Here is a 26,590-nt window from a genome sequence, read left to right on the forward strand (position 1 = left end):
CGGCCCAGACGGTGTCCGAATCCGGACAGGCCTTTGCCGTGTAGACCCCTCTTGCTTCGTCTAGGCTTGGGCGGCGGCACATGCCTGGGCCCGACACACGCCTGGGTGTGCACTGCTCACCGAAAGGACCGCTTGCCAAGCCGCTCCGCCCACCGGCGATACTTTGCCGCTTCGGCCTCAATGGCATCCACCAGGTGCCTCTGATCGTCCAGATGGGCTCTGAGCGGGACGTTGTGTCGCCGCAGCAGGGCGGCGATGCTCTCAATACTCAGGTCGGCGGCTGTAACCTCAATATGGGCGATTCCGCGGGTCTGGCTGAACCCCCGCTTGACTTCGTCGCGCATCTGCTGCTCCCGCAAGTCCTTTTCCGACGGGTACCGCTCCGTGGTCCGATAGTGCTGCGGCCCCTGGAATTCCAAGGCCACTCGGGAGGCGGGAAGGAGCAGGTCGTAATGCAACCGGCCACCCGTGAAGGGATTGACAAGCCCGAGCAACTCCCCGTGCTCAATCAGCAGTTCGTCTACCACAAGGGTGGCCACGATGCACTTCAGGATGTACTGGCCAACCGAGTACCGTTCCTTACTCCTGGCGATGCGCAAGCCCTCATAGAAATCCTGGACGTCTGCGTGGCGGTTTTCCTCGACGATGTTCAGGGTCTCGAACTTGAATACTTTCCTGGGACCGGATCGACGCACCTCTCCCACCAGCCATCCGCACTGGATCAGGCACTGAATGTACTTGGTCAGGCTCTTTCTGGAGCACCTCATCACTTGCTGGACCTTGGGGTAATCGAACTCGCCCAGCTCCCGAATTTGAACCCAAAGCCACTTGGCGCCATGGGGAACACGCCGGTCCAGGACCAGGTCCACCGGGATCGTAAAGGCGCGGGTGCCACGCCAAGAAGCGTGGCACTCGAACTCTCTGACTCCCAGGGGGTCGAACTGGATCCAACGGAGTTCATCCAGGTTGATCATGTGCTGCTTCAGGCGGTATTGCGGCATGCCGGTCGCTCGTCGCAGTTCCGCCCAGGTCGGGCGCGGCTGATGTTTCCTGATCGCTCTCAGGTAGCACCATAGCATCCTGGCGCTGTCCGTCAACTCTTTGTCATTCAGGAGTTGGAAGGGCACGGCCACCTCAGTGAGCCTCACCATCCATCACCTCACCGGGGTCTGTTTTCCTGTTCCTCCCAGTTCGCTCCGCTTCGATGAAATCCTGTTTGGCCCGGTTCCCGGACACCAGCTGCCGTCCCACTCGGCCGCCCAGCCCCAACGTCATCGCCTGTCCATCCGCCCCCACCCGCCGGCGTAGTCCCCATCGTCGTCGCCTGCCCATCCACCCACGCCCACCGGTGCTGCCCCAACACCACCGGCGCCACTGGAAAGAATGTGCACTTTCCTCAAATCCCCGCACCGCAAGCATTTCCGGGTGCTCGGCCGCTGTATCCCGCAGGCCGCAAGGACTTCACGAAAGTGCACATTGTTACCAACGCCTGGGCCACGGGGCACCCCCCAGGGTCATCGCCAGCCCTGCACCCCCACCCATCGACGCGTCCCCATCGTCGGTCGCCTGCCCATCCACCCACGCCCACCGGTGCTGCCCCAACACCACCGGCGCCACTGGAAAGAATGTGCACTTTCCTCAAATCCCCGCACCGCAAGCATTAGCGGGTGCGCGACCGCTGTATCCCGCAGGCCGCAAGGACTTCACGAAAGTGCACATTGTTACCAACGCCTGGGCCACGGGGCATCCCCCAGGGTCATCGCCAGCCCTGCACCCCCACCCATCGACGCGTCCCCATCGTCGTCGCCTGCCCATCCACCCACGCCCACCGGTGCTGCCCCAACACCACCGGCGCCACTGGAAAGAATGTGCACTTTCCTCAAGTCCCCGCACCGCAAGCATTTCCGAGCGCGCGACCGCTGCACCCCCTCTGCCGCAAGGACTTCACGAAAGTGCACAATGTTACCAACGCCTTGGACCCGGGGCATCCCCCCAGGTCAGCGCCGGCCCTACACCCCCGCCCCGCGGCGCCGCCCCCGGCAGCGCCGGGAGCCCGAAGCAGTTCCCCAACGTGCCCCCGCCCACCGGACCCAGATCGCCCAAACAAGGGCCCCGCCGTCCCGGCAGGGGCGGCGGGGGTAAGATTCACTCACTGCACCGGCGTGCGCATGATGCTGGCGAAGTGCTCGACTCCCGCCCGAATCACCCGCAGCGCACGGCTGAACACCGGCTTGAACGCATCAGGGGGATCGAACAGCATCTCCACCGAGGCCCAGACATTATCGGCCACCGGGTAAACCTTCACCACCTTGATCTCGGCGTTCACCCGGCAGGCAGCGACCAGCGCCCGCTGCCTCTCCTCATCGCTCTCGATCTTCCAGAAGTTAGGCAGACTCAGCCGGAAGTACTCGTCGTCATCTTCGGAGGGGAAGAGCACATATGACATTCCCTCGACCTTGAACACAATGTCACCGTCGGCGTCGTAGCGGGGTACGTAACCCTCTTCCTTCAAGAACTCGTAATACATCTGCGCCTTGTTCAACAGGATACCTCCTCGGGGCTCTGCGGGCTCGACCTTGTGTTACAGGTCTGCCCTTCGACCCCCGAGGAGGTATCTCCTGCCAGAACGATCAATGACAGCAGCTGCCGTCGCCCTCCAGCCCTTCATCCGTCAGCTTCAGGGTGCCGGCCAGGTAGTCCTGCAGAACCTGACTGGCCTCACCCGTGCAGCCGGCGATGAACTCCACGCCGTGCTGCTGGAACAGCTGGCGGGCGTGCTGGGGTATGCCCCAGGCCAGAACCATCTTCACGCCCTGGTTGGCGAGAAAGACGGGCGGCGGACCGCCGGGGCCGTGACCCGGATTCGCCACCTCTTCCGTGCGGACGACCTTTCCATCCTCCACGTCTGCGATGAGGTAGCTCTTGCAGTGGCCCACGTGCGGCGCGACGTTTCCGTCAGCCAGCGGAATGGCAATACGCATAAACTCGTCCTCCTTGCCGATAGTGTGTCGGGTGTGACCTGACTTCCTTCCACCCCTGCGAAGGTGGATCCCCGGTAATTTTACCCGATCCTCGTTCCAACAGAGGTGACGCAGGTCACCATTCAGCCGTTCACCCCGCATGGGGTGCAGCCACCGACACCCCGGCCGCCGCCAGCTCCTCCCTGATCCGGCGCAGCAGCAGAACCGCTTTCGGGTGATCGCCGTGCACACAGATCGTGCCGGCGGGCACCGGCACAGCCTCGCCCGTGTGCGCCGTCACCGTGCGGGCACACGCGAGCTGGCGGGCCTGGGCGGCGGCCACCTCCGGATCAAACAGCACCGACCCCGGGTGCGACCGCGGCAGCAGCGTCCCGTCCGCTGCGTAACCCCGGTCCGCGAAGCCCTCCCGCACGACGCGCAGCCCGGCCTCAAGGCCCGCCCGCTCCAGGGCCGAGCCCGGCGGGGCGTAGAGCGCCAGCGACCGGTCGAAGGCCGCCACCGCCCCCGCAATGGCCCCCGCCGTTGCGGGGTCCGACGCAGCCGTATTGTACAGGGCCCCGTGCGGCTTCACGTGCCGCAGCTGAACCCCCTCCGCCCGGCAGAAGGCAGCGAGCGCCCCGATCTGATAGAGCACGTCAGCAAAGACCTCGTCGGGGGCGCAGACCAACGGCCGCCGGCCAAAGCCCGCCAGGTCCCGGTACCCGGGGTGCGCCCCGACCGCCACCCCGTGCTTGCGGGCCAGCCGCACCGTGCGCCGCATCACCTGCGGGTCGCCCCCGTGAAAACCACAGGCGATGTTGGCCGACGTGATCAGGGGCATGATCTCCTCATCCGCCCCCAGCCTGTACACCCCAAAGGATTCCCCCATGTCACAGTTCAGGTCGATCTGCCTGACCGACCCACGGGTCTCGCCCACGCCGCCGCCCCTCCCCACATTACAGCCCGGGCCGCAACCGCCGCCCGGCGGGAACAGTCACCGGACCGCAATCTCCATCCGGCTAGAACCACCGCCTGGCCAGAACCGCGCCCAGCCGCAACCGCCACTCAGCCAGAACCGCCGCCGCGGCAACAGGCGGGCCATCACAGATCCCGGTCAAACCCCTTGAACCAGGTCCCCTGCGACTGCAGGGTGCCGATGTCACCCTCGGCCAGGAGGCCGTACTGATCGCCCCTCACCGAGAACTCCTCCCGGCTGCCGTCATCGAACTCGAAAGTGACGAAGTACGCCGTGTGCACCGAGCTGTGGTGGTGGTCGCCGTGGTGATGATGGTGCGTGGAATGGCGCATGCGCTTTGCGACTACCCGCGCACGCCGGGTGAGGAGCGGTTGTTGGACGTTGGTTACCGCCCTGTAGATGATGGAGCCGAAAACGAAGATAACGCCGCCGATCACGATAATGGGCACGATCGTAAACAATACGTTGAACAGTCCGCCGCCAAATGGCCCGAAGACGGGATCACTGTACACCTGCGGAACCCCCCCTTCCCCTGCATCGTGTCTCCGGCATGCAAGACGCGGATGTGCACGCCGGAAGTTCACCCCCGCCTGCACAGCCCCGCCGCAGCCCCCCTACTTCAGCGCCTCCTGCGTCGTAAACGTACGGTTCAGCGCCAGGGCCCCCAGCACCTCCTGGTCCCCGGGCGCCAGGCTCCCAGTCACCATGCGTGCGAGCAGTTCCCCCAGGCCGGGGCTGAGCATGAAGCCCTGGCCGCACATCCCCACGGCGTGGAGCAGCCCCTCCACCTCCGGCGCCCAGTCCACGATGGGGGAGCCGTCCGGCGTCATCGGGTACATGCCCCGCCAGGTGCGGCGGACCCGCAGCGAGGCCAGCCGGGGCATCAGGCCCAGCAGACGCGGCGCCGCCAGCGGCAGGAAGCTGCTGGTCTCGCCCCGGTCGTCGCCCCAGATGGGCGGGTCGGGCGTGATGCAGAAGATCACCTGGCCGGTCTTGTGCTGGCAAAAGTAGACGCTGGCCGAGCCCGGGCCCGGGCGGATGTCCACCACCATCGGCCGCAGGAACGGGGCCACCGGTTCGGTGATCGCCGCCTCGTGCAGATCCGGCCTCACCGGCACATCGCTGCCGGCGAGTCGGGCCACCTGCCGGGCCAGGGCGCCGGCCGCATTCACCACCACCGGGGCGAAGTACTCGCCGCCGTCCGTGCGGACCCCCGTCACCCGGCCGCCGGCCTGCAGGATCGCCAACGGCCGCTCCCGGAAGCGGAAGTCGGCCCCCAGGCGCGCCGCCTCCCTCCAGAAGGCGTGTGCGCTGAGCAGGGGCGAGGCCGAGCCGTCCTCAGGCGAGAAGGTGCCGCCGATCAGGCCGTCGGCCCGGAGGTCGGGGACGATCTCCAGCACGGCGTCCCGGCCATACCAGTCGACGCTCAGCCCGTGTGCCTTCTGCGTGGCGAGCAACTCTTTCAGCAGCGCCTCCTCCCGGGGCGTGTACGCCACGAAGAGGTAGCCCCCCTGCTGCCAGCCGATGTCCTGGCCGTGCTGCTCTTCCCAGGTCGCGAAGATCTCCAGGCTGCGCCGGCAGAGCCGGATCTTGGCCGGGTCGGAGTGGGTGGCCCGGATGCCGCCAATGGCCGCCTTGTTGGAGCCCTGCCCCGGACTGGGGACCGGGTCGATCACCAGGGTCCGCAGCCCCTGCCGGGCCATGGCCCACGCCGCCGGGGTGCCCACGCTGCCCGCGCCCAGGATGATCACATCGTAGGACTTACGCATCGCCATCCCCCTCCCGCGCCCCGGCGAACCGGGCCAGCTCGACCTCGACGAACAGCGGCCGCAGGGTCGGGGGCGCCACCTCTTCGGGCGCCACGCCCTCTTCCCGGTTCACCGCCAAGTCAGCGCCCATGCCGGGCGCACATGAAAACCCTGCGGCCTGGGCCGCAGGGCAGTCGTCTCAGCTTCACTCAAATTGGCAGCGTCATCTGCACGGACCGGAGGCGCGGGTCTTTGAGCAGCTGATCCAGCTCGGCGATGGAGCGGGCGTCCTCGGGCAGGATGGTGAGCACCCGGTACTGCAGCCCCGCCTCCGCGCAGACCGCGGCGGCCATCCCCTCGGGCACCAGCCGCTCGACCTGCTGCGCCACCCACGCATCCGCCGGCGCGCCGTCCGCGTCGACAAACGGATAGAGGTCGCCCAGGTAAGAAGCGATGGCGTTCCTGGCCTCCGCCAGCTGGGCCGCGACCGCCGCCTGCTGCTCGGGCGAGCGCAGGTCCGCCGCCAGCTGCCGCTCCCGGGCCGCGAAGATGCCCGGCCACTCCTGCTCCAGGAAGTAGCGGGGAACCAGGTACTGGCCGTTCCACTCCAGCCCCCGCTCGGCCAGGATCGCGTCCAGCTCCTCCTTGGCCCGGCTGACCGGGTCCAGCCGGAAGAGCGTCACGTCCATCGGGCGCAGGCGGACGTTGCCCAGCGACAGCGCACCAAAGTCCCGGGGATCCAGCCTGCGGCTCCGCCGGGTGCCGTGCGCGCTCACCCGCACGAACGCGCCGAGCCGGGCGATCTCCGACCCGACCCGCAGCGCGCTCCGCCGCAGCCCCACCCGCTCCTCCAGCGCCTCCCACTCCTGCGGCGAGAGCCGGCGGGCCGACTCCCACCACATCTCGAGGTCGGCGATCACCGGAGCGGCTTCGGGCAGATGCACGCCGTACTGGTGCGGGCCATCCAGCCCGGCGACGGTCAGGGGGCCGCTGCCCACCAGGGCGCCGCCCTCGTCGGCGGCGTAGACGCAGGCGCCCAGGTCCGGCTGCCACCGCACCTCACAGCCCTCCAGCCGGCGCAGGCGCTGCAGCGCGGTCAGCTCGACCCGACCCTCGCCGATGGCCTGATACGACAGGTCGGTCAGCACCCGGATCTTTGCCCCTTCCCGCTCCAGCTCCGGGAGCAGCCCCTGAAGGGCCGAAAAGTGCAGACCGGGGGAGACGAGCCAGAGTTGCCGCCACGGGCCGCGCACCAGCGCGTGCAAGGCCGTGCGCAGAATCGGGACCGGTTGCCCTGCCATCATCTCCACCCCTCCTGACGTTCCTTATGCGCCCGCCACGCCCGAGGCGCTCTCGGCCCCGGCGCCGCCGCCGACCTCGAGCAGGGCGCGCATGTTCTTCTCCGCCAGGGCGCAGTAGCCAGGGTCGATGTCGACGCCGATCCAGCGCCGCCCCAGGAGCGCAGCCGCCTGGCAGGTGGTGCCGCTGCCGTTGAAGGGATCGAGCACCACGTCACCCTTATAAGTGTAGAGCTTGATGAGACGACTTGGCAACTCCAGCGGGAACGGCGGGCCTGTCAAGCCAAAGTGGGTACGTCTCACTTCCAAAAGTGTTCTGTATAAAGCTGGTTCTTGAACGGACGCTGACTACCGTTCTCGTTTTTTACCTGGTCACCAGACCCGCAAACCCCCTGAACGTCTTGGAGTATCCTCCGCTGTTGTTGCGACCGGCGTTCAGGATCGGCATGCGTGCATGCCGGGCAGCATCGACTCCCCGGCCTACGGTCTCACGAACCCGATGGCGCACTTTCTCCGCAGCCGCGTTCACAGATTCAAGCCCCAACGCACGCTCAACGTACTGTACGGCCCCCCGTAAAGCGCCGCGATAATATGCTGCCATCACCTGCAGCATTGCCATCAGGCCACTTTCCGACCAGCTCCGCCCCACCTTCCGCAGCCGTGCCGAATACCGCTCCACCGCCCCTTCCGCGGCGCCCACGCCGCGTAACCCCTCAACGTTGACGCCCCGCTCTTGCAGCCGAATACGGTAATCTCGAATTGACTCCGGCATCGTCCTGAGGTCGGCCAGCAGCCGGCGCATCTTCCCACGACGATCCGTGTCGGTCTCGGCTTTATGCGCTTCATCCAGCACCGCCAGCAACCGTCCAGCATCGTTTGCTTCAAGTGCAGCGTGTGCCTGCTCTAAGCGCTGGGGCCGGTGGCGCAGCACATGGTTTAACTCCCGCTTCAGGTGGAACCGATCGATCTGGTACAGCGCCTTGGGAAACCACGTCACGCCCTCCCGGATCCACAACGCCCGGTCCCCGTTGATGATCACCCAGGTCTCGCTTAGGTCGTACTCGCTCTCCAGAAGCTCGCTCAACTGCTCCCAGCTATCCCTGCCCGGTTCGGGCACGAAATCGCGCCGGTTCACCAGGCTGTACTCCTTACTACCTGGGCCTCGCTGGATCCAACCCTCATGAATCACAAACAGCCGGACTTCTGCCTTCTTGCCACGCTGACGAGCTGGCCAGAACCCGTCTGCCTCGATGAACAAGACCCGCACACGTCGGGTACCGGCCAACGTCATCTGCTGCTGTTTTTCCGCCGCTGCAAGCGCCCTTCCGGTCTGCAGGTTCCACTGCCGAATCGCTTCATGGCTGACAAACACCTGGCAATCCCGCCGCTCCAGCTCTGCCGCAGCACCCCGGTACGATCCAGCTGTCACAGACGCTTCAACCGCATCTGCCCTTACCGAGTCACTCACCCGCTGCCGTTTCGCTATTCCCAACACCTCATCCAGCAGGAACACGAAACGCTCTTCCTCGCGGTCCCAGTAGTAGCGGCGCTGGAACGTGATCGGCCCGAACTTGGTGACGACGTTTCGGGACCGCATTTCCTTGTACACATACCGACTCGGGTCTCGGCTCTCGTACAGCGCCGTGTCAATCGCAGAGAGCGCCTCGACCAAAGCCTCGCGGAAGCAGTCGAGTGTCTGTTGCCAAGCCAAACGTTCAATCTCCTGAAAGGAGAAATCCACCGCAGCACGAATTTGTTCCATGACGAGAGATGACCCTCCTCGTGTTGTTGTTGGCCAATCTCAACACTTTGGAAGGGCACATCTCTCGTCCTGCTATTTCAGGAGAAAAAATGTGTTGTACCCACGAAAACTTTACTCACACGGGAACGGCGCCGGGTGGCCCACCTTCTTGGCCGAGACCGTGGGGAACTCCCAGATCGACTTGGTGTACGTCACGAACTCATCGGGCACCAGGTCGGTCTCGCCCTTGTGCCTGAGACGCCAGTCCTCCTTGGAGAAGACCAGGATGTACTCGTGCAGGTCGCGCAGGGTCGGGTTGGAAGGGCTGCACCACGAGCCCCAGGCGGTGGAAACGCCCACCGACGCCCCCTTGTTCCAGATGATCTCGCCCCGCATGTGGAACCCCAGCCGGTTCATCTGCAGGGTGATGTACGCATGCAGGGGCAGGTAGGGCTTGCGGTCGACCCCCGCCACGTTGATGGCGATGCGGCCCCCTGGCGCCATGACCCGGTAGCACTCCCGCCACACCTGCTCCAGCAGGTCCAGGTACTCCTCCATCGACAGGCAGTCGTCGTGGGTGGCGTACTTCTTTCCGACGTTGTAGGGTGGTGAGGTCACCACCAGGTCCACCACCCCGTCGGGGATGAAGCTCATGTCTCGGGCGTCAGCGTTGTAGATGCGATTGGCGAACATTCACCGGCCTCCCGTCATCCTCCGACCGGCGGGTCGGGGCTCGATGGCAATGATCACGTCTGCAATGGTTCTGTCTGGTATTATTTCGCGCCGGGGCGCGAAATTCCTCCTAATCATTGGCGCGTTTTCCTTAGGATATGCAGACATACATCCCACAGAGCCGAGCCCCGCCACCCCTCAGCCAAGAAAAAAGACCGGGGGATCGCTCCCCCGGTCCCGTGCCGGATACAGAGGTTACACCAGGATCTCGCCGATGTCGCCGTCCTTCAGGCCGGCGGCGTTGGCCTCGTCGGTGTCGATGTGCATCTCCAGGGCCATATCGTCCCGCACCCGGATGACGACGTCGTCAAAGGTGAGCGGGCGGGTGCCGCGGGTCTTCACCCGGACCACCTGGCCGTCGGTCACGCCGTACTTCTCGGCGTCGGCCGGGGTCATGTGGATGTGCCGCTGGGCGATGATCACGCCTTCCTCGAGCTCCACCCGGCCCTTCGGCCCTTCCAGGATGACCCCCGGCGTGCCGGCGACGTTCCCGCTCAGCCGCACCATTGCGGGCACCCCGAGGGTGCGCGCGTCGGTGGCCGAGACCTCCACCTGGGACTTGCCCCGCGCGGGGCCAAGCACCCGGACGCGCGGGAACGAGCCCTTCGGCCCGATAACGGCAACGGTCTCCTCCGCCGCAAACTGCCCGGGCTGCATCAGTTCCTTCCTCACCGTCAACTGGTAGCCCGGCCCGAAGAGGGCCTCGAGGTGCTCGGGGCTGAGGTGAACGTGCCGGGCGCTGACGTTGATGACCGTTGTGCGTGCTTCAGACATGAATGAATCTCTACCTCCTACGTTACCTCGATCCGTGCTCGGGGTCGGATGGTCATTGGTTCGCCACTCGCCCCCACTCTCCTGCCCCACTCAGGTTCCCCGGCAACACGCGCTTCCACCCGTGCGGCGCCCTGCGTCCCCTGCGCAACAGAAAGGGCGGCCCCTCGCGCCTTCGGCGAGGGGACCGCCCTGCTCAGCTCTGCTCCGTCACTGACCCGACGAGTCCTCGTGCACCAGCGCGCCCACGTAGCGTGCGACCGGCGCGCCCTGCGCGTTGGTGCCGAGCACCCGCCAGGCCGGCTGCAGGTAGACCGTGCCGTCGCCCACGCTGCGCACCCAGACCAGTTCGGCCCCCTGGAAGCTGCCGCCCCGCTCCGCGGCCAGCTGCACAGCCTCCTGCTCGCTGACGAACTCCGTATAGGTGGCGTGCAGGGTGACGCCCGACGGCACGAACGCCCGCGCCCGCACCACCGTGCCGGCCTGGTTCACGGCGATCTCCGTGCGGGCGTTGACCACCGGCCGCCCGTCCACGTGCTCCGTGTAGACGACCATGAAGCCGTCTTCCCGGGGCGAGATGTCGGGCTGGCTGTGCACCGGCAGCGCCGCCTGATCCAGGAACCGTTGCGCAGCCTGGCCGGCCGCCTGCGCGTCCACCGGCGCGGCGTCGGCGTCCGGCTCAGACAGGTCGGCGTACTGCACCGTCCCGTCCGTCGTCATGGTCAGAGACCGGTCCTCGTCGGCCACCACCCAGCCCCGGTCGGTGCGGCGGCTCTCGCCGCGGAAGCCCAGCCGGCTGGCCATCGCCCGGAAGTCGGCCTCGCCCGGGCGGGCGGTCAGCCGCATGAGCTGCACGCTCCCGACCACCGCGGTGCTCGCAGGCGCCAGCAGCTGCCTGTCCAGGCGGGTGCGCTCGTCGGCCAGGCGCACCTCCGGCAGATCCGCCGGCAGGTGGACCAGGTACGAGGTAGGTTCATCGCCGGTCACCGAGGGCGGCGCCGGGGCCTCGGGTGCCGCGGGCTGCTCCTCCGCGACCTGCTCAGGCCCCTGCGCGGCGGGCGGCCGGGCCATCTGCAGGCCGATTGCCAGAGCCACGGCGGCGGCCACCGCCGCCAGGCCGGGGCCGACCACGGCCGGTCGGCCGTACCAGGGGCGCAGGCGCCGGCGGGCCGCGCGCAGCAGCTCCTGTCGCAGTTCCGCCTTGAACTTGGGCCGGTAGGGCACCGGCCGCTCCAGTTCGTGCGCAACCCGGCGGGCCACCGCCTCCAGCGCTTTCTGCTCGGTGGAATCAGCAGCCTGCTCTGCAATCAGTTCCGTGACGTCGGCGTAGCGCCTCACGGCTGCACCCCGCTTTCGCTCAGCTTCCTGCGCAGCGTGCCCAGGGCCCGGAACAGGAGCGCCTTCACCGCTCCCTCGGTCTTGCCCAGGGCCGCTGCGATCTCCTTCAACTTCATATCTCCACCGAACCGCATGATGATGACATCCTGCTGGTCGGGTGAGAGCGCCTGCATCGCCAGGCTGACCGCCTGCCGGTCGTCGAGGGCCAGCGCGGCCTCCTCGGGCTCAGGGCCCCCGAACGCCGCCGACAGCCCTTCGTCGAGCTGCACGGTGGGCCGGCGCACCCGGTAGTAGTCGATGACGACGTTGGCGGCGATGCGGTAGAGCCAGGCGGCGAACGGCTGCCCTGTGTAACGATAGCTCTGGATGTGAGCGAGTGCCTTCAGGAAGGTGTCGGCGGTGAGGTCCTCCGCCACCTGGCGATCCCCGGTCTTCCGATGTATATACGCATAGATACGATCAAAATGCATATCGTACAGCTCTCCAAAGGCTTCGGGATCGCGCTGCGCCCGCTGGACCAGGCGCTGCTCATCGCTGTACGTCTCCACTATCTCTGGGCGATGCGTAGGCGGTCCCTCCCGTCGGTACCGCACCTCCCGGTACTCGCTCCACACCGATTAACGGAGCGGGCATGCAAAAGGTTACGCGGTCCTGTCAATTTTTCGGCACGGGCCCGGGCGTCAGGCCTGACCCCGGAACCCACTAAAGTCGAATTCCACATCCGGGCCGAAGAGCCGGCGGAACCGGTCCACCACCGTCTCGGACGGGCGCCGGGTGATCACCGCCACCTTCGGCGGCTCCGGCTGCGGGCGGGTGAGCAGGCCCCGGCGCAGCAGGTGGTGCACCGCGACGTCGGCGGGGGGCATCGAGTAGCCGATGATGACGATGCGCCGGGCCCGTCGCACCGCCTCCAGGGCGTGCTCGAAGACCCGGGTGAGCCGGCCGGGCGAGTAGCGCTTCAGCCACGTCGGTGAGATCACCACCCCGGCCAGCCGCCGGCTGCCGCACCGGCCGCAGGCGAGGCCCGCGGACCGGGGCAGCAGGTGGGCCACCTGCTCCCGGAGGACGGCGATCTGATCGCAGGCCGGGCAGTGAACCCAGTTCAAGGAGCCGTGCAGCTTCAGCAGCAGGGGGCCCGCCGGGCTCTCCCCCGGCTCCAGCCCGTAGTCGGGGGAGAGCCCGGCGGCCCGCAGTGCGTCATCCAGCAGCGTGTCGTAGTTGAGTGAGAGCAGGGCGTAACTCCCCGGGGACCTGGCTGCCAGGGCGCGCGCAAACCGGGCGTGCGGGCCATCGGCGGGCCGCCGGCGGTCGCGCACCGCGTCCAGCACGCTGCACACCAGGTGCTCCAGGGCCTGCCGGATGCGGTAGAGCCGGTGCGGGTCGTACTCCGGCCCCAGCCCCTGGTCCACGTGGAGGGACCAGTCAACGAGGCTGATCACCTCATCGAGGGAGGGCAGGTGCTGAAACGCGTCCGGCCCGTCCACCGGCCGCTGGAAGACGGCCTCGAGGAACTCCCAGACCTCCGCTACGCGCGGGTCGAACCGGGGCCCCAGGTCCCGGTAGGCCATGGGGAAGAGATCGCGCGTGGCCGGCGCGCCCTCGGCGGCGGAGGCGCCGGCGCCGAAAAGATAGAGATCCATGGGGCATAGTCTGCCCCGCGCGGGGTAATCCTGCCAGTGGAGGTGCTTGCGATGCCGCGTCCATTCGAACGCGCCCTCGCGGTTCTGCCTTACACCGGGGCCATCAGGCTTCCCCTCACGCTCTGGGTGGTGCCGGACTGGCTCTACACGGTGCCTGCGGGGCTCCTGCTGGCCGGTCTGCTCTGGCTCGCCGCCCGGGGCCGTTCGCCGTTCGTGGCTGCCCACGCGCGCACCGGCCTGCTCTGGGCCGTGCAGGTAAACGGACTGCTGCTGGCGCTCTCCCTGCTGGCAGAAGTGTGGTACAGGGCCTGGTACCACACCGGCATCCCCCTGCTGAACCAGGCCTGGCACCTGAACGCCGAACTCTTCCGCTGGGCCGCCCTGCTGGGCACCCTGCTCACCGTTCTGGCCATGGTGCGTGCGGTCAAAGGGCAGACCGGCGATCCGCTCGGCCTGCCCCACCCGTCACTCCTCCGCGGGCACGATGTGCATCTGGAAGGCCCTGAAGAAAGCCGGTGTTGACATGCCCTCCAGGTAGATGAGGTCCTTCTCCTCCTCGATCTTCCTGACCTTCACAACCTCGCCGGCGCGGATCAGATGCCGCAGCGTCCCGGTCTCCTGATCGTGGATCTCGAAATTGCGCACGAGCCTGTACTGACGTCCGACCTCGGGTTTGAGCATCTGACACTGGTCCCTCCTCGTCGTACGCGTCACATGCACCATTTCACGTTATAAATTCTACCGCATCAGCCCAATCTCCTGGCAACCGGCCCGGCCGCCCTTCGGAACGCAAAAAGGGCAGCAGCCAGAGCGCTGCTGCCCCGCAGGTGCACGATCGGCGAACTCCTCCACTACTTCAGCGCATCGCGCACCAGGTCGGGGATCTCCCACGGAAGGGCGGCCACCTTCACGCCGGCGGCGGTGAGGGCCTCCACCTTGGACTCGTAGGTGCCCCGGTTCCCCTCGATGATGGCGCCGGCGTGGCCCATGCGCTTCCCGGGCGGTGCGGACTTGCCGGCCAGGTAGGCCACCACCGGCTTGCGCACGTGCTCCTTGATGTACTCGGCGGCCAGTTCCTCCTGAATGCCGCCGATCTCGCCCACCATGACGATAGCCTCGGTCGCGGGATCGGCGTTGAAGAGTTCGAGCGCGTCGACGAAGTTCGTGCCGATCACCCGGTCGCCGCCCATGCCGATGACCGTGGTCTGGCCCAGGCCGCTGTTGGACAGGTTATAGGCGATCTCGTAGGAGAGGGTGCCCGAGCGGGCGACGATGCCCACCGGCCCGGGCTTGTAGATGTGGTTGGGCATGATGCCCATCTTCACCTTCTCGCCCGGCGAGATGATGCCGAAGGTGTTGGGCCCGATGACCCTCACGCCGTGCCGCTCGGCGTAGGCCATGATCTCCATGGTCTCCTGGGTCGGCACGTGCTCGGGGATGAGCACCAGCACCTTGATGCCCGCGTGGATGGCCTCGAAGGCGGCGTCCTTGACCCCGGGCGCGGGGACGAACATGACGGACGCGTTGGCGCCGGTCTTCTCGACGGCCTCGTGCACGGTGGCGAAGACCGGCACGCCGTGGACCTCCTGCCCGGCCTTCCGAAAGTTGACCCCACCGACGATGTTGGTGCCGAAGGCCAGCATCTGGCCGGTGTGGAACTGCCCCTGCGAACCTGTAATGCCCTGTACAATAACGCGCGTGTTCCGATCGATGATGACAGCCATATTGTTCTTACGCCCCCTTGCCGTAAGCGGCCTCGACCGCGGCCTTCGCCGCCTCGCCCATGTCGGTGTACGCCTGAATGCCCGCCTCGGCCAGGATCTCCCGGCCGCGCACGTCATTGGTGCCCACCATGCGGACGACCAGCGGGACGTCGATCCCCTTGGCCTTCTTCACCTGCACGATGGCCTCTGCCACCAGATCGCAGCGGGTGATGCCGCCGAAAATGTTGACGAAGATGGCCTTGGGCCGCGTGCCCAGGAGCGCGTCGAAGGCCTGGGCCGTGGGCTCCACGCCGGAGCCGCCGCCGGCATCCAGGAAGTTGGCCGGCCGGCCGCCGTAGTAGGCCAGGGTATCGAGGGTGCCCATCGCCATGCCGGCGCCGTTGGCCATGACGGCGATGTCGCCGTCCAGCTGGACGAAGGCGAGGCCGATGGCGCGCACCTTCTTCTCCAGCTCGGTCCCCTCCTCCACGCGCGGGAACTCGGGGTGGCGGAAGAGCGCGTCATCCTCCACGTTGAAGCGGCCGTCGGCGGCGATGAGCCGCGTGCCGTTGTCCGTAAGCGCCAGCGGGTTGATCTCCACCAGCTCGGCGTCGTACTTGCGGAACGCCCTGTACAGCCCGACCAGGATCTTGGTGAACTGGTCGGCCAGGTCGCCCGTGAGGCCGATCTTGCGGGCGATCTCGCGGGCCTGGAACGGCATGAGCCCCGTGGCGATGTCGACGTGTTCGAAGACGATCTTGTCGTGCGGGACCGACTCAATCTCCACGCCGCCGTACGCGGAAGCCATGATCAGCGGCTTCTTGGCCATGCCATCGAGGGTGATCGAGACGTAGTACTCCTTCTCGATCTTGATCTGGGGGTCCACCAGGACCTTGTCCACGATGTACCCCTTCAGGTTCATGCCCAGGATCTCCTCAGCCCGCGCCCTGGCCTCCTCGGGCGTGTCGGCCAGCTTGATGCCGCCGGCCTTGCCGCGGCCCCCCACGAGAACCTGCGCCTTGACGGCGCACGGGCCAATCTTGCGCGCGGCCTCCTCCACCTCCTCCGGCGTGGTGCAGACGATGCCGTTCCCCGTGGGAACCCCATGCTCGGCGAACATCTGCTTGGCCAGGTACTCGTACAGCTTCATCCGTCCACCTCCACGTGATTGCGGTCCGTCGATGGCGTGCCGGAACCGGGAACGCTCCAACGAATTCTACCACACATAATATCTCTTTGGAAATCATTTGGAGCGTCGAATCTATGGGTAAAATGTGTGTTTACGCAGGCATCTGGCAGCGACCTCCTCGGGCGGGCGCGGGCTGCGGACGACGCCGCTCCGGACGGCGGCCTCGGCCACCGCTGCGGCCACGGCCGGCGCCACGCGGGAATCGAGGGGCGCGGGGATGATGTACTCCGCCGACAGCTCGCCCGGCGCGACCAGATCGGCGATGGCGGAGACCGCGGCGCGCTTCATCGCTTCATTAATTATCCGTGCCCGTACGTCCAGGGCGCCGCGGAAGAGGCCGGGGAACGCGAGGACGTTGTTGAGCTGGTTGGGATAGTCGGAGCGGCCCGTGGCGACCACCGCCGCGCCGGCCGCCTTCGCGTCCTCCGGCCAGATGGCCGGGTCGGGGTTGGCCAGGGCGAGGATGACCGGGTCGGCGGCCATGGCGCGCACCATCCCCCGGGTCATGCTGCCGCCCCGGGCCAGCCCGATGGCCACGTCGGCGCCGGCCAGGGCCTCCGCCAGCCCGCCCCGCACCCGGCGGGGGTTGGTGCGCCGGGCCAGCTCGGCCTTGAAGGGGTTCATCCCCTCCTGGCGTTCGGGGTAGAGGGTCCCCCGGGAGTCCACCAGCGTCAGATCGGTGACGCCCAGGTCCAGGAGCAGCGCGGCCGTGGCCAGGCCGCCGGCCCCCGCCCCCTCCACCACCACGCGGACATCCTCCAGCCGCTTGCCGACCACCTTCAGGGCGTTCTGCAGCCCGGCCGCCACCACGATGGCCGTGCCGTGCTGGTCGTCGTGGAAGACCGGAATGTCGACCGCAGCCTGCAGCTGCCGCTCCACGGCGAAGCAGCGCGGGGCCGCGATGTCCTCCAGGTTGATCCCGCCGAAGGTGGGGGCGAGGCGCGCCACCGTGCGGACGAGCTCATCCACGTCCCGCTCCGCCAGCACCAGCGGCACCGCGTCAATGTCGGCGAACGCCTTGAACAGCAGGGCCTTGCCCTCCATGACCGGCAGGGCGGCCTCCGGACCGATGTCGCCCAGCCCCAGGACCGCGCTGCCGTCCGAGACCACCGCCACCAGATTGCCCCGGGCGGTGTACCGGAAGACGGCCTCGCGGTCGGCGGCGATCGCCCGGCAGGGCTCGGCAACCCCCGGCGAGTAGGCCAGGGAGAGGTCATCCTGGGTGGCCAGCGGCACCTTGGACACCGTCGCCCACTTGCCCTGGTTGTCTGCGTGCAGGCGCAGGGCGGCATCCTTCATATCCATCGCACCAGGCCTCCTGACGTAGGTGGTTTCCTCCCGGTAGCATGCCCGCGCGCCCGCCTCTTCGCACGCCCGCGGCCCGGACGCCTGCTCCCTGGCACGCCTGCCCCTCACACACCCGCCCCTTCGTTCGCCTGCCGCTCCGCACGCCAGCTCCCTGGCACGCCCGCTCCTCCGCACGCACAGGCCCCGGCGGCTCCGACTGCTGCCGGGGCCTGGCTGTTGGCGCCTGCGCACGGCGGCCGTTCGCCGGACTGCTTTCTGCGTCCCTTACTCGCTGGCGACCGGCGGCTTCGGCTTCACCATGGCGTCCGGCTTCACCCACTGCGACTGCCCGGCGAAGTACTGGTCGCCGCCGTGGACATCGTTGATGCAGATGGTGGGGAACTCCCGCACCCGCAGGCGGCGGATCGCCTCCGCGCCCAGGTCCTCGTATGCGATGACCTCTGCCTCCTCGATCCTGCGGGCCAGCAGGGCCCCCGCCCCGCCGGTGGCGACCAGGTAGGCGCCGCCGTACTCCTGCAGCGCGGCCTTCACCTCATCGCTGCGGTAGCCCTTGCCGATCACGAGCCGCACCCCGTGGCGCAGCATCGTCGGCGTGTACTTGTCCATGCGGTAGGACGTCGTGGGACCGGCCGAGCCGATCACCTGGCCCGGCTTGGGCGGGGTCGGTCCGACGTAGTAGATGACCGCCCCCTCCGGGTCGAAGGGCAGCGGCCGCCCGGCCGCCAGGTCCTCCACCATGCGCTTGTGCGCGGCATCGCGGGCCGTGTAGATCTCGCCGGTGATGAGCACCTCGTCTCCCGCCCTGATCTGGCGCACCTGCTCGGGGGTGATGGGCGTGGTCACGTGGATCCGGGCCATCAGAGCGTCACCTCCTTGTGCCGGTGGCTGTGGCATTCGATGTTGACGGCAACTGGCAGTGCGGTGATGTGGCAGCCCATGACCTCGATGTGCACGGCGAGCGCGGTGACGACCCCGCCGAGCCCCATCGGGCCGACGCCCAGCTTGTTGATCTCCTCCAGCAGCTCCTGCTCCCGGGCGGCCCACTCAGGATCGGGATGAGGCGAGCCCACCTCGCGCAGCAGGGCCTTCTTCGCAAGCAGGGCGCACTTGTCGAAGTTTCCGCCAATGCCCACGCCGACAAGCAGCGGCGGGCAGGCGTTGGGGCCGGCCGCGGCCACGGTCTCCACGATGAACTGCTTCGCGCCCTCCCACCCGGCCGACGGCGGCAGCATCTTCAGCTGGCTCATGTTCTCCGAGCCGCCGCCCTTGGTGTCGACCTTGATCTTCAGGCGGTCGCCGGGCACGATGTCGACATAGATCATCGCCGGGGTATTGTCCCGGGTGTTCACCCGCTGAATCGGATCGTTCAGCATCGACATGCGCAGGCGGCCCTCGGTGTAACCCCTGGCGACGCCCCGGTTGATGGCCTCGTACAGGTCGCCGCCCACCAGATGCACGTCCTGCCCGATCTCCAGGAAGACCAGCGCGACGCCGGTATCCTGGCACATCGGCACCTGTTCGGTCTCTGCGATGGTGTAGTTCTCCACGATCTGCATGAGCACCGTCTGCCCCACCGGGGCCTCCTCCAGCGACTGCGCCTGCGACAGGGCCCGGACCACGTCGTCCGACAGCTTGAAGTTCGCCTCCTGCACCAGGCGGGCGACGGCGTCGGCCACCTGGTCCACGTGAATCTCCCGCACAGCTTTCGCCTCCTCGAGCGCCCGGGTCTACCCCAGCATATACAGGGGTGAATTTCACCTATCTCCACTGTAGCAAATCAGGTGACACAAGTCAGCCCTAAAGTACCATATCCCTAGTTATTTTGGTATAGAAAGACGCTCTGCGTTAGGTCAAAAGGTCTCGTAATCGTGGCGGAGCATCGGCCTCAGCTGCTGCGGGGGCTCCACCTCCATGGTGCCGTGCTGCAGCTCCCGCCCGTTCTGGTCCCGGATCAGGTACTTGATGACCACTCGCTGCGTATCCGGGTGCAGCTCCACGATCTCCATCTCGGCGGTAACCTCGTCGCCGATGCGGGGCGGGTGCAGGAGCCGGTAGCTGTGCGCGTGGGTAACCGACCCCAGCCCCGGCAGCACGGCGGCCACGGCCCCCATCGCAAAGCCCGCCAGCATGTTTGCGGGAACGATCGGGTGGCCGTAGGTGGTGCGCCCGGCGTAGGTGGCATCGCCGTACAGCGGGTTGAGGTCCCCCGACAGGCTCATATACTGCAGCACGTCCTGCTTGCTCACCTTGCGGCTGTACGTGGCCTTCTGCCCGACGTAGAGTTCGCTGAAGCTCATCCCCAGCTCGTCCCAGAACAGGCTCATGCCATCACCCCTTTGCCAACTTCATGACTAATCATACCACGGCGAATTGCCCCATGCAGCCTATGTTGGATCCCGGCGTGTGTCACAGCGCTTCGCCCGGCAGCGCGCAGAAAAGCGGGGCCATGCCTCCACGGCATGGCCCCGCTTTCACTGATCCAGCTACAACTTCATCCCGATGGCCCGGGCCGTCGCCTGCACGGCGCGGCTGAACAGGGCCACCCGCTCCTCGTCGAACCGGCTCACCGGACCCGAGATGGCCAGCGCAGCCGCGCAGCGGCCTGCGCGGTCGATGATCGGCGCCGCCACAGAGGCCACGCCCTCCTCCCGCTCCTCCAGGCTCAGGGCCCAGCCCTGCTCCCGGGCTTCTTCCAGCCGGGCCTCCAGCCCGGCCCGGTCGAACCCTGGAGGAAGCTGCTCATCGAGGATGCGCGCCCGCTCCTCCGGCGGGCACCAGGCCAGCAGGATCTTGCCCGACGCGCCCAGGTAGAGCGGCAGCCGCTCGCCCAGTCCGACCACCCGGCGCACCGTCAGCGGGCCCTCCGCCCGCTGCACGCGCACGCGCTCGGCGCCGTCGCGCACGTAGAGGCTCACGGTCTCCTGGGCCAGGTCCCGCAGCTGCAGCATCTCGCCCAGGGCGATCGTCGGCAGGTCGCCGGAGGAGAGGTAGACCTGGGCCAGTTCCAGCGCCTTCAGCCCCAGGTGGTACCGGCCCGTCTCCGGCTCACGCCGCACGAAGCCGCGCGACTCCAGGGCCGCCAGAATCCGGTGCACGGTCGACTTGTACAGTCCGACCTTCTCCGCAATTTGGGTCACGCCCAGGCCGCCCCGCTCGCCGGCGAAGCAGAGCAGGACGTCCAGGGCGCGCTCGACAGACCGGATCGTTTGTCCTTCTTCCTTCAGCCATCTCCCTCCCCTCTGAGGGAGTCGCCCCGGCTGCGGCACAGGGCCAGCCCACCCCGGCCGCTTCCGGGTCCGACTGAATGCCTCCGGCGGGCGCGGGTCTCCAGCCTCCCGCCCCCGCCCCATTGGGACAGTGACCTCGGCCCCATTCTACCACAGGCCGTTCCGCCAGAGGGAACGGCGTTCTGCAACATTTGATTGAATAATCGTTGGGTGTTGATCGCGGTTCGCGATCAATCACCGCACCTGCCCTGACCCGAGCACCACGTACTTGTACGTCGTCAGTTCAGCCAGCCCCATGGGACCCCGGGCGTGCAGCTTCTGGGTGGAGATGCCGATCTCCGCGCCGAAGCCGAACTCTCCGCCGTCGGTGAAGCGCGTGGAGGCGTTGTGGTAGACGGTCGCGGCGTCCACGGAGCGCAGGAAGCGGTCGGCCACCGCGGCGTCGGCGGTGACGATCGCCTCCGAGTGGCCGGTGCCGTAGCGGGCGATGTGCGCCAGGGCCTCGTCCAGGCCGGCCACCACCTTCACCGCCAGGGTGAGGCCCAGGTACTCCGCCGCCCAGTCATCCTCCCGGGCCGGCTCCACCGCAGCGCCGGCGGCTGCACCTTCGCCAGCGCCCACACCCGCGCGAACCCCAACGCCGGCACCAGCCCCAGCACCAGCACTTGCGCCAACGCCCGCCTCCGCCAGCAGCGCCAGGGCCTCCGGGCATGCCCGGAGGCGCACCCCCGCGGCCAGGAGCGCCGGGCCCACGTCGGCCAGGAAGCGACCGGCCACCTCCCGGTCCACCAGCAAGGTCTCAGCCGCGTTGCAGACCGCCGGGTTGGAGAGCTTGGCGTTGAGGACGATCTCCCGGGCCATGCCCAGGTCCGCCGCGGCGTGCACGTACACGTGGCACACCCCCGTGCCCGTCTCGATCACCGGCACCCGCGACTGCTCCACCGTGGCCCGGATGAGCCCCGCCCCGCCGCGGGGGATCAACACGTCCACCAGCCCGTGGGCCGCCATCAGCTCCGCCGCCGCCTCCCGGGAGGAGGGCAGCACCTGCGCCAGCTCCACCGGCAGCCCCGCGTCCCGCAGCCCCGCCGCCATCGCCTCGCCCAGGGCCGCGTTGGAACGGGCCGCCTCCTTGCCGCCCTTCAGCAGCACGGCGTTGCCCGCCTTCAGACACAGGACGGCGGCGTCCACCGTGACGCCGGGGCGCGACTCGTAGATGATGCCGATGACCCCCAGGGGCACCCGCACCCGCTGGATGCGCAGCCCGTTGGGACGCACCCAGGCCTCGGGCTCCGCCGCCAGCGGGTCGGGCAGCTCGGCCACCGCCCGCACGCCGCGGATCACCCCCGCCAGCTTCGCCTCATCCAGCCTGAGCCGGGCGATCATCGGGCCGGAGAGGCCGGCCTCCTCCGCAGCGGCCAGGTCAGCCGCGTTGGCCGCCACGATTCTCTCCGCGTGCGCCTCCAGCGCCCGGGCGATCGCCTCCAGGGCCGCGTTCCGCTCCTCCGTCGTCGTCAGCTCCAGCCGCCGCTGGGCCGCCCGGGCCTGCCGGGCCATGCTCCGCACATCCATCGCCATGGCGTTACCCCTCCCGAATAAACAGTGTGCCGATCTCCTCGCCGGCCATGATCTGCCTGAGCACATCCTGCCGCTCGCCCCTGGCCAGGACCATCGGGATGCCGTGCTCCGCGCAGATGCGGGCGGCCGCCACCTTGGTCACCATCCCCCCCGTGCCGTTGGCGCTGCCGGCCCCGCCGGCCATGCTGTCGAGGTCGTCGTCGGGCGAGACCACCGAGAGCGGCGAGAGCCCCGGGTGCAGTTGCGGATCGGCGGGGTAGAGCCCCTCCACATCCGAGAGCAGGATCAGCAGATCGGCGCCCACCAGCGCGGCCACCCGGGCGGACAGCGTGTCGTTGTCGCCCACCCGGATCTCCTCGCTGGTCACCGTGTCGTTCTCGTTGACGATGGGGACGACCCCCCATTCGAGCAGCCGCTCCATCACCTGGGCCGAGGACTCCCGCCGGCCGGGATCCTCCAGGTCCTCCCGGGTAAGCAGCACCTGCCCCACCACCAGCCCGTACTCGCCGAAGAGCCCTTCGTACCGCTGCATCAGGAGCCCCTGGCCCACCGCCGCCAGGGCCTGCTTGGCGGCCACCTCCGCCGGCCGCTCGGTGAGGCCCAGCTTGCCCAGGCCGGCGCCCACCGCCCCCGAGGTCACCAGGATCACCTGGCGCCCCTCGAAGTGCAGGTCGGCGATCTGCCGGACCAGCGCCTCCATGCGGCCCAGGTGCAGGTGGCCGCCGGGATGGGTCAGCGTCGATGTACCCACCTTAATAATGATCCGCTTACATTGCCGTAGACGCGCACGCAAACCCGCCGCCTCCCTCGTCGTTGATCCGAAAAATAATAACCCCGTCCATGCCGGACGGGGTTTTCTCCCGTGGTACCACCAGCCTGAGCCGCGGACCTCTGCCCGCGCGCCCACTCATTGCGCAGCGCCCAACCAAGGCGCCCCCGGGGATAACGGGCCGGGCTTCCCGGGACGACTCTTCGCCGCCAGCTCCGGGATGGGTTCAAAGGCCAGCGCCCAGCCGGGCTTGCACCACAAGGCCCGGCTCTCTGTGTAGGGCTGGTGCCCTTCTACTGGTTCCCTTCATCGCGTGAAGTATTAGCCACGATTATAGAAGGGTTTGCGCCGGGTGTCAACTCCAGCAGGGCCTCCGCCTCTTCGCCTTCCAGCCGTTCCCGCTCCAGCAGGGCCGCGGCCAGCCGCTCCAGGGCCGGCATGCGGGCCTCCAGCAGCGCCCGGGCGGCGCGCCCGGCCTCCTCCACCAGGGCCCGCATCGCCCGGTCCGCCTGCCTTTGGCTCTCCTCCCCCTCCACCTCGTGCCGGAGTCGCACCGGGCCGATCTCCGGGTCCATGCCCCAGCGCGTCACCATCGCGCGGGCGAGCCGGGTGGCCCGCTCCAGGTCGTCGGCCGCTCCGGCGCTGGGCTCGCCCAGGGCCAGCTCCTCCGCCGCCCGGCCGGCCATGAGCTCGGTCAGGCGATCGAGCGCGTGGCGCCGGCTGTGCAGGTACCGCTCCTCATCGTCGTCCCGGAAGAGCGTGTGGCCCAGGGCGCGCCCGTGGGGCAGCACCGACACCCTGACCAGGCGGCCGGGGCCCCGCAGGCAGACGCCCGCCAGCGCGTGGCCGGCCTCGTGGTAGGCGGCCCGCACCCGGTCGGCCGCGGCGCCGCGCACCCGGCGCGGCGGCCCGCCGCTCACCACCCGCTCCAGCGCCATCGCCACCTGGGACCAGCCGATCTCCCGCTCCCCTGCCCGCACAGCCAGCAGGGCCGCCTCGTTGAGCAGGTTGGCCAGATCGGCGCCGGTGAAGCCCGGGGTGAGCCGGGCCACCTCTGCCAGGGCCACCGTCTGGCTCAGCCGCTTCGCGCGGGCGTGCACCGCCAGGATCTGCTCCCGCCCCTTCCGGTCAGGCGGATCCACGGTCAGGTGCCGGTCAAAGCGGCCGGGGCGGAGGATCGCCGGGTCCAGCACGTCTGGCCGGTTGGTCGCGGCCACCACCAGGACGCCGTCGCCGCCCTCGAAGCCATCCATCTCCACCAGCAGCTGGTTGATGGTCTGCTCCCGCTCCTCGGCGCCGCCGCCCACGCTGACCCCGCGCCGGCGGGCCAGGGCGTCGATCTCGTCGATGAACACGATGCAGGGGGCCGACTCCCGGGCCCGGGCAAAGAGCGCCCGCACCCGGGCAGCGCCGGTGCCGGCGAACATCTCCACGAAGTCGGAGCCGGAGGCCGAGAAGAAGGGCACGTCCGCCTCGCCGGCCAGGGCCCGGGCCAGCAGCGTCTTCCCCGTGCCCGGCGGGCCCGAGAGCAGGATGCCCCGGGGGATGCGGGCGCCCAGGGCCGCGTAGCGCTCCGGCTCGCGCAGGAAGTCGACGACCTCCTGCAGCTCCGCCTTCACCTCGTCGAGTCCGGCCACGTCCGCCAGCGTCACGCTGCCCTCCCCGGCCCGGAAGAGGCGCGCCGGGCTCTGCTCCATGGTCAGCAGCCCGCCGCTGCCGCCCGCGGAACGGCGGCTCAGCCACAGGATCGCGCCCAGGATGAGGAGCGGGGGCACCAGGCGCAGCAGGGTTCGGAACGCGACCGGATCCGCCTGCCGGATGTACTCCACCCGCACCCCGTACTGCATCAGCAGGCCCGGCAGGCGCACGTCGCCGGGCGGCAGGATGACGACCTTCGCGGCGCCGTCCCGGTAGGCCGCCTCCAGCCGCTGTCCCGATATGCGGGCGTGGGCCACCCGGCGCGCCTGCACGTCCTGGACGAACTGGCTGTACGGCACCTCCTGAACCTCCTGTGCCGCGGCCGGCCGACCAAGCAGCATGGCCGCGATGAGCAGGACCGCGCCCGCCCACCACCGCACAACCGCCGGCATCGACACACCTCCTGCACGGCTCCATCCCATCTATACACGCAAAAAGCCGCCCTCAGGTTCGGTCTGCAGCCCATCTGCTCTCCGAATCCTATTCCGCCGGCCCGTCCGGGGTGCCTGCGCACGCCTGAAACAAGAAAAGCCGGGAGGAAACGCACCGTGCATCTCCTCCCGGAGCTTGGGCACACTAACCCTCGCTACTTGCGGCCTCCGGCCGCCCCCCACTCCTCCAGCATGTCGGTGGTGACCGACTTCGGCCGTTCGATCGGGTAACCCAGGGCCCGGTCCCACGTGATGTTGGCCATGACCCCCAGGGCCCGGCCCACGCCGAACAGAACGGTGTAGAAGTCCCACTCCCGCACGCCGTAGTGCCACTGGATGACGCCGGACTGGGCGTCGACGTTCGGCCAGGGGTTCTTGGCCTTGCCGTGCTCCATCAGCACGCCCGGGGCGACCTCGTAGATCATGCTGACCAGCTTGAACAGCGGGTCGTCGGGCAGGTGCTTCAGGCAGAACTCCCGCTGTGCGGTGTAGCGCGGGTCGGTCTTGCGCAGCACGGCGTGGCCGTAGCCCGGAATGACCTGGCCGGCGTTGAGCGTATCCCACAGCGCCTGCGTGACGTTCTCCCGGGTCGGCTCCACGCCCTCGCCCAGCTTCTGCTGGAACTGCATGATCCAGCGCAGGACCTCCTGGTTGGCCAGCCCGTGCAGGGGGCCGGCCAGCCCGTTCAGGGCCGCCGAGTACGCATAGTACGCGTCCGACAGCGCCGAGGCCACCAGGTGGCCGGTGTGGGCGGAGACGTTGCCCGACTCGTGGTCGGAGTGCAGGATGAAGTACATGCGGGAGACATCGTCGTACGGTTTCGGCACGCCCATCATGTGGGCGAAGTTGGCGCCCATGTCCAGATCGCGGTCGGGCGGAATATGGACGTCATCCTTGTACTTGTAGCGGTAGATATAGGCGGCGATCATCGGGATGCGGGCCACCAGGTCGCTCGCGTCCTCGTACATGTACTCCCAGGCCCGTTGCTTGTTGTACTCGCCCGAGTGGTAGTACTGCGCGAACTTGGACTCCCGCTGCATCGCGAGGATGCCCGCGGAGAGCATGGTCATCGGGTGGCTGTCCTTGGGCAGGGCCCGGATCACGTCGTAGACGTACGCAGGCACCACCCGCCGCTGCTTCCACTCGGCGACGACCTCATCCGCCTGCTCCGGGGTCGGCACCTCGCCGGTGAGCAGGAAGTACCAGAACGCCTCCACCGTCGGGTACTCGCCGCCCGGCGCCTTGGGCAGCGCCTCGAACGTCTCGGCGATGGTCTTGCCGCGGAACCGGATCCCCTCCAGCGGATCCAGGTAGGAGATGTCGGTGACCAGGCAGCGGACATCCCGCGCCCCGCCGATGGCCTGCGCGATCGTCACCTCATCGATGACCACGTGGCCGTACTCTTTCAGCAGGCGCTGTGTCCGAACGCGATGCTCTTCGACCTTCCGCGCCAGGGTCGCCTTCAACTGTGACACGATCTCCTTCC

The 26,590-nt window shown here is 68.4% G+C and carries 28 protein-coding genes; 1 reads left to right on the forward strand and 27 read right to left on the reverse strand.

The window, feature by feature from the left end; all coding sequences use genetic code 11:
* Positions 1-116 precede the first annotated feature (116 nt).
* From ACZ45O_RS09660 to ACZ45O_RS09730, 15 genes are all read right to left on the reverse strand, one after another.
* Positions 117-1,133: a hypothetical protein gene (locus ACZ45O_RS09660; RefSeq protein WP_464852565.1), complete on the reverse strand. Its 1,017-nt coding sequence runs from the start codon at positions 1,131-1,133 to the stop codon at positions 117-119.
* 1,016 nt (positions 1,134-2,149) lie between these two features.
* Positions 2,150-2,542 carry a hypothetical protein gene (locus ACZ45O_RS09665; protein WP_464852567.1) on the reverse strand — a complete coding sequence of 131 codons (393 nt, stop codon included), beginning with the start codon at positions 2,540-2,542 and terminating at the stop codon, positions 2,150-2,152.
* An 88-nt stretch (positions 2,543-2,630) separates the two neighbouring features.
* A complete protein-coding gene (locus ACZ45O_RS09670) occupies positions 2,631-2,981 on the reverse strand; it encodes a NifB/NifX family molybdenum-iron cluster-binding protein (protein ID WP_464852568.1) in 351 nt (116 codons plus the stop codon).
* Positions 2,982-3,111: 130 nt separating this feature from the next.
* Entirely contained in the window at positions 3,112-3,897 is a 786-nt protein-coding gene (locus ACZ45O_RS09675; RefSeq protein ID WP_464852570.1) for a LamB/YcsF family protein, read from the reverse strand.
* Positions 3,898-4,061: 164 nt separating this feature from the next.
* The gene (locus tag ACZ45O_RS09680; RefSeq protein ID WP_464852571.1) at positions 4,062-4,448 is read right to left on the reverse strand and encodes a DUF2500 domain-containing protein; all 387 of its coding nucleotides are present in this window, start codon (positions 4,446-4,448) and stop codon (positions 4,062-4,064) included.
* 102 nt (positions 4,449-4,550) lie between these two features.
* Positions 4,551-5,705, reverse strand: coding sequence for an NAD(P)/FAD-dependent oxidoreductase (locus ACZ45O_RS09685; protein WP_464852573.1), 1,155 nt, complete (start codon positions 5,703-5,705; stop codon positions 4,551-4,553).
* Positions 5,698-5,835 carry a hypothetical protein gene (locus ACZ45O_RS09690; RefSeq protein WP_464852575.1) on the reverse strand — a complete coding sequence of 46 codons (138 nt, stop codon included), beginning with the start codon at positions 5,833-5,835 and terminating at the stop codon, positions 5,698-5,700. The genes ACZ45O_RS09685 and ACZ45O_RS09690 overlap by 8 nt, the downstream gene beginning before the upstream one ends.
* Positions 5,836-5,893: 58 nt before the next feature.
* Positions 5,894-6,988 carry a phospholipase D-like domain-containing protein gene (locus ACZ45O_RS09695; protein WP_464852577.1) on the reverse strand — a complete coding sequence of 365 codons (1,095 nt, stop codon included), beginning with the start codon at positions 6,986-6,988 and terminating at the stop codon, positions 5,894-5,896.
* A gap of 21 nt (positions 6,989-7,009) precedes the next feature.
* On the reverse strand, positions 7,010-7,285 hold the full coding sequence (locus tag ACZ45O_RS09700; RefSeq protein WP_464852579.1) for a DNA methyltransferase: 276 nt from the start codon (positions 7,283-7,285) through the stop codon (positions 7,010-7,012).
* Between the two features lie 61 nt (positions 7,286-7,346).
* Entirely contained in the window at positions 7,347-8,744 is a 1,398-nt protein-coding gene (locus ACZ45O_RS09705; protein ID WP_464852581.1) for an ISLre2-like element ISSyth3 family transposase, read from the reverse strand.
* A gap of 111 nt (positions 8,745-8,855) precedes the next feature.
* The gene (locus ACZ45O_RS09710) at positions 8,856-9,416 is read right to left on the reverse strand and encodes a DNA-methyltransferase (protein ID WP_464852583.1); all 561 of its coding nucleotides are present in this window, start codon (positions 9,414-9,416) and stop codon (positions 8,856-8,858) included.
* Between the two features lie 234 nt (positions 9,417-9,650).
* A complete protein-coding gene (gene pduL, locus ACZ45O_RS09715; protein ID WP_464852585.1) occupies positions 9,651-10,229 on the reverse strand; it encodes a phosphate propanoyltransferase in 579 nt (192 codons plus the stop codon).
* A 207-nt stretch (positions 10,230-10,436) separates the two neighbouring features.
* Positions 10,437-11,564, reverse strand: coding sequence for a hypothetical protein (locus ACZ45O_RS09720; protein WP_464852587.1), 1,128 nt, complete (start codon positions 11,562-11,564; stop codon positions 10,437-10,439).
* Positions 11,561-12,112 carry a sigma-70 family RNA polymerase sigma factor gene (locus ACZ45O_RS09725; protein ID WP_464852589.1) on the reverse strand — a complete coding sequence of 184 codons (552 nt, stop codon included), beginning with the start codon at positions 12,110-12,112 and terminating at the stop codon, positions 11,561-11,563. Before ACZ45O_RS09725 ends, ACZ45O_RS09720 begins: the two co-directional genes overlap by 4 nt.
* 132 nt (positions 12,113-12,244) lie before the next feature.
* Positions 12,245-13,204: an SIR2 family protein gene (locus ACZ45O_RS09730; protein WP_464852591.1), complete on the reverse strand. Its 960-nt coding sequence runs from the start codon at positions 13,202-13,204 to the stop codon at positions 12,245-12,247.
* Positions 13,205-13,255: 51 nt separating this feature from the next.
* On the opposite strand from ACZ45O_RS09730, the gene ACZ45O_RS09735 reads away from it, so the two are divergent.
* Complete coding sequence (locus ACZ45O_RS09735; protein ID WP_464852592.1) at positions 13,256-13,726, forward strand: hypothetical protein; 471 nt, start codon at positions 13,256-13,258, stop codon at positions 13,724-13,726.
* Here ACZ45O_RS09735 and ACZ45O_RS09740 read toward each other — a convergent pair.
* From ACZ45O_RS09740 to ACZ45O_RS09795, 12 genes are all read right to left on the reverse strand, one after another.
* Positions 13,670-13,885 (reverse strand): hypothetical protein, encoded by a 216-nt coding sequence (locus ACZ45O_RS09740; protein ID WP_464852594.1) that lies wholly within the window; start codon positions 13,883-13,885, stop codon positions 13,670-13,672. The genes ACZ45O_RS09735 and ACZ45O_RS09740 overlap by 57 nt on opposite strands.
* Before the next feature lie 170 nt (positions 13,886-14,055).
* Positions 14,056-14,928 carry a succinate--CoA ligase subunit alpha gene (sucD, locus tag ACZ45O_RS09745; RefSeq protein WP_464852595.1) on the reverse strand — a complete coding sequence of 291 codons (873 nt, stop codon included), beginning with the start codon at positions 14,926-14,928 and terminating at the stop codon, positions 14,056-14,058.
* A 7-nt stretch (positions 14,929-14,935) separates the two neighbouring features.
* Positions 14,936-16,057, reverse strand: a complete 1,122-nt coding sequence (gene sucC, locus ACZ45O_RS09750) for an ADP-forming succinate--CoA ligase subunit beta (RefSeq protein WP_464852597.1) — start codon at positions 16,055-16,057, stop codon at positions 14,936-14,938.
* Positions 16,058-16,168: 111 nt separating this feature from the next.
* Positions 16,169-17,401: an NAD(P)-dependent malic enzyme gene (locus tag ACZ45O_RS09755; RefSeq protein WP_464852599.1), complete on the reverse strand. Its 1,233-nt coding sequence runs from the start codon at positions 17,399-17,401 to the stop codon at positions 16,169-16,171.
* A 267-nt stretch (positions 17,402-17,668) separates the two neighbouring features.
* Positions 17,669-18,262 carry a Fe-S-containing hydro-lyase gene (locus ACZ45O_RS09760; RefSeq protein ID WP_464852601.1) on the reverse strand — a complete coding sequence of 198 codons (594 nt, stop codon included), beginning with the start codon at positions 18,260-18,262 and terminating at the stop codon, positions 17,669-17,671.
* Complete coding sequence (locus ACZ45O_RS09765) at positions 18,262-19,104, reverse strand: fumarate hydratase (protein WP_464852602.1); 843 nt, start codon at positions 19,102-19,104, stop codon at positions 18,262-18,264. The genes ACZ45O_RS09760 and ACZ45O_RS09765 overlap by 1 nt, the downstream gene beginning before the upstream one ends.
* 150 nt (positions 19,105-19,254) lie before the next feature.
* Positions 19,255-19,728, reverse strand: coding sequence for a MaoC/PaaZ C-terminal domain-containing protein (locus tag ACZ45O_RS09770; protein ID WP_464852604.1), 474 nt, complete (start codon positions 19,726-19,728; stop codon positions 19,255-19,257).
* Positions 19,729-19,887: 159 nt separating this feature from the next.
* Positions 19,888-20,670 (reverse strand): IclR family transcriptional regulator, encoded by a 783-nt coding sequence (locus ACZ45O_RS09775; protein WP_464852606.1) that lies wholly within the window; start codon positions 20,668-20,670, stop codon positions 19,888-19,890.
* Positions 20,671-20,865: 195 nt separating this feature from the next.
* The gene (locus ACZ45O_RS09780) at positions 20,866-22,200 is read right to left on the reverse strand and encodes a glutamate-5-semialdehyde dehydrogenase (protein ID WP_464857710.1); all 1,335 of its coding nucleotides are present in this window, start codon (positions 22,198-22,200) and stop codon (positions 20,866-20,868) included.
* 10 nt (positions 22,201-22,210) lie between these two features.
* Positions 22,211-22,999 (reverse strand): glutamate 5-kinase, encoded by a 789-nt coding sequence (gene proB / locus ACZ45O_RS09785; protein WP_464852607.1) that lies wholly within the window; start codon positions 22,997-22,999, stop codon positions 22,211-22,213.
* Positions 23,000-23,268: 269 nt separating this feature from the next.
* Positions 23,269-25,065 (reverse strand): ATP-dependent zinc metalloprotease FtsH, encoded by a 1,797-nt coding sequence (ftsH, locus tag ACZ45O_RS09790; protein ID WP_464852608.1) that lies wholly within the window; start codon positions 25,063-25,065, stop codon positions 23,269-23,271.
* 194 nt (positions 25,066-25,259) lie between these two features.
* The gene (locus tag ACZ45O_RS09795) at positions 25,260-26,579 is read right to left on the reverse strand and encodes a citrate (Si)-synthase (protein WP_464852609.1); all 1,320 of its coding nucleotides are present in this window, start codon (positions 26,577-26,579) and stop codon (positions 25,260-25,262) included.
* Positions 26,580-26,590: the final 11 nt, after the last annotated feature.

The sequence above is a fragment of the Symbiobacterium turbinis genome, assembly GCF_055383075.1.